The 3,236-nt window shown below is 67.3% G+C and carries 3 protein-coding genes; all 3 read right to left on the minus strand.

Going from position 1 to position 3,236, the window contains the following annotated elements; genetic code table 11:
• On the minus strand, window positions 1-467 hold a 467-nt coding region (locus tag MKL20_RS08520; RefSeq protein ID WP_244036316.1), incomplete at its 3' end, for a glycosyltransferase family 2 protein.
• Between the two features lie 95 nt (window positions 468-562).
• Window positions 563-979: a hypothetical protein gene (locus MKL20_RS08525; RefSeq protein ID WP_244036317.1), complete on the minus strand. Its 417-nt coding sequence runs from the start codon at window positions 977-979 to the stop codon at window positions 563-565.
• A 195-nt stretch (window positions 980-1,174) separates the two neighbouring features.
• The coding region (locus MKL20_RS08530; protein ID WP_244036318.1) for a glycosyltransferase family 2 protein at window positions 1,175-3,236 on the minus strand (2,062 nt) is incomplete at its 5' end.

Here is a 3,236-nt window from a genome sequence, read left to right on the forward strand (position 1 = left end):
GCGTACTCGGCGATGATCTCCGCGGTGCCGTCGCTCGACCTATCGTCGCCTACGATCAGCTCGAACGGGAAATCCGTCCTCTGGCTCAGGATGCTGTCGAGCGTCTGGCGGATGAACGGCTCTTGATTGTAGGTGATGCACAGGACCGAAACGACGGGCTTGCCGTCCGCTAAGCCGACGGAGGCGTCGCCCTGCTGGCGCAGCCACGCCGCGAACGGGTTGACGTAGGTCCCGTCCACCGCCTCGTCCGGCGTCCCCGGAAAATCCGGCCGCGGCTGCCGGCCGAGCCGTGCGCCGTACTTCACGTAGTGCTCGAGCGGCGAGAGGTCGGTCAGGCCGACATCCGGATACCGCGCCGCGTACCAGAGGTGGTCGAACTGACCGCTGCGATAGATCGTCGAGAAATCGACCTGCCACGGCTCCAGCTGAGGCGGAGCCGGGGCTGCGGTCTCAGCGGCAGTCTGCATCGATCGTGTCCTTACACAGGTCTCGGCCGCCGGCTGCCGTCAAGCGCGGCGATACACCACTCACCGTGGCGTCGGGCAGTCGGCCCGAGCCGGCGTCAGAGCGCGCATGGTGGCCGCGCCTCGGCGTAACCGTGGTTGAAGTAGTGCTGCGTCGGGTCGGCGCCCGCGCTCGCCACGTCGCCGTTGCACTTCAAGTAGAAATCACGGTCGAACAAGCCGGAGGTCTCGAGCCACCGGAGAAACGTATTCTCGTCAACCACTGGCGCAGTGTCAGGGGACGCGGCCGAAGCCTCGCGGTAGAGCTGAACGAGCCGCGCGATGCGGGCCGCGACGTCCTTGGCTGCCGGCCGTCGGACCGAGGCGGCGACGACGCTCGACTGCTCGCCCGGTCGCTGCCGCTGAAGATCGGCCTCGGCCAAGCGGACCAGACGGGCCAGTTCCCCCTGCGCTTCCTTCAAGCGAGCCTGCGTTTCCGCGAGCTCTGTCCGTAGCGTCTCGACGTCCTCGCCCAAGAACCGCTCCGCCCCCATCGTGGCGCCCACGGCGCCGAAGCTTCGGACGTGCGGCGGATGCCGCACACCGACCATCGCAGCGGCCGGGCCGCGCGTCGCTCGGGTGATACGATTGCCCTGTTAGCCCGGTCAACCCTCGCTGGGCGCTCGGGCTCGCAGGGGGAGGGGCCGACGCACCGCCTGGCGGGACTCACCTCAGCCAGACGCCTCACCATCGGATCGTTGGGCGAGGGAGACCGACAGCCAAGGCAGAACTGCGTCCTCCAGCAGGATCAGGAGGCGAACCTCCAGATGCCGATCGAACGGCAACAGGAAGTGGAAGCCACAGCGCGCCTCGTCCACCGGGGCGGGCGCGTCGCCGAACAGGGCGTTAACGACGTCGGACCGGGGCCGGTCGACGGGAAACCGATGGGTCTCGCCACCGACCTCGGCGATCAGCGTCGTCCGGCCCCCGTAAGTCGGGACGACCCAGCCAGCAAGGACCACCTGTCCGTCCTGGATCTCGGTCCCGGCGCCGGGGATCGGCGCCTCCAGATGGGCGCGGACGAGGTCGGGAGACAGCGGAGGGCCGCCGTCCGCGACCGTACAAATGAGCGCGTAGGGCTCGAAGCCACGCCCACGACCGAAGAGAGCGGCGAATCGTCGGCGCTGGAGGTCGATCCGGGCCGCGTGGATCACGTCGGGGCGGTCCGACCAGGGTCCGCCCGCCCGGCTGTTCCAGACTGATAAGATCTCCCGCAGAAATGCGATGCCCCCTCGATCGGCGACGTAGAGATCCATCAACCAGTCGCCGGCACCGGGCTCCTCGAAGAAGGCCTGCGGCAGATTCCGCAGCGCATCTGCGCGGTAGAGGCCGCACGAGCGATGAGCGGTGACTGGTGCGACGGTAAGATCCGAGAAGCGGAGGTTCCCGTTCGCGAGTCGCCCCTGCCCCTCGTGCGGCAGCAGGGATCCCTCCGCCGCGCGATGCACGAGCACCCAGTTGAAGCACAGCGCGAGCTTGGGGTCGCTCCGCAGGATCCGGAGCTGCTTGGTGAGCTTGCGATCCGACATCCAGCGGGCATCCGCGTCGCAGAAGGCGATGTAGCGGCCGGCGCAGGCCGCGATGCAGTCCTGCAGGTTCTGGAGCGGACCGAGATCCTGCGGGCGCGGGCGCACGTCGATGCGGTCCGGATCCGACGCTCGAAGAGCATCGATGATCTCCGAGGCGGCTTGCGTCGAACGCTCATAGCCGACGATGACGCGCAGCCGGAACAGCCCGCGCTGGGCCAGAATGCTATCGAGGCCGTGACGGAGATCGGCGCCAGGACCGGGCGCGGTCACGATGACGCTGACGGTAAGCTGTTCTTCGAACCACGCGCGCAGAGCGTCGGCATCACCGCTCGGCAGGCACGCGGTGTCGAAGCCCATCTCACCGAGCGTATCGTGGGCGATGTCGGGATGGTCTTCGATCAGGGTGCGCAAACCAGGCACGTCCTCCTCGTCGAGGCAGGCCTCTGCGAGGCGGGTGAAAATCAGCCGCTGCGACGCCGCGAAGCTCGCGGCAAAGCGGCCGCCGAAACGGTCGCGCAACCGCCGGTAGAACTCGATTTCCGACTTACCGAGCCGCTTGTGCCGCGCGAGGTCGGACGCATGAGCCCACATCCCGCCCGCGTGCTTACGGTACACCGCCATCACCTGCGGCAGGAACCCAATCCGCCCGACCTCGGCGTGCATCAGGTGGATGTACCAGTCGGCCGGGATGATACCGCGACCGATCTCGAGCTTCTCGCCGCCACAATACCGCCAGCGGTAGAACACGCTGTTCGTCTGAATGAAGTTGCGCGCAGCCAAATCGGAGAGGGACGGCTGCGGAGCGCAGTGCTCCGGATATATGGTCGCGACACCCGGCATGTCTTCGTAGACGACGCGTACCGGGTGGAAGCACAGGGTGTATTCCGGCCTGTGCCGCATGTAATCGAGCTGGCGCTGCAGCTTGTCGGGATCGGTCCAGTAGTCGTCGCCTTCGCAGATGGCGACGTACTCGCCGGAGACGCGCCCGGCGATATCGTCCAGGTTCTTGACGACGCCGACGTTCTCCGGCCGCAGGATCGCGACGATGTTCGCGTGGCGCGCGGCGTACTCGGCGATGATCTCCGCGGTGCCGTCGCTCGACCTATCGTCGCCTACGATCAGCTCGAACGGGAAATCCGTCCTCTGGCTCAGGATGCTGTCGAGCGTCTGGCGGATGAACGGCTCTTGATTGTAGGTGATGCAC

It is taken from the genome of Methylobacterium sp. E-066 (genome assembly GCF_022829635.1).
Classification (GTDB): Bacteria; Pseudomonadota; Alphaproteobacteria; order Rhizobiales; family Beijerinckiaceae; genus Methylobacterium.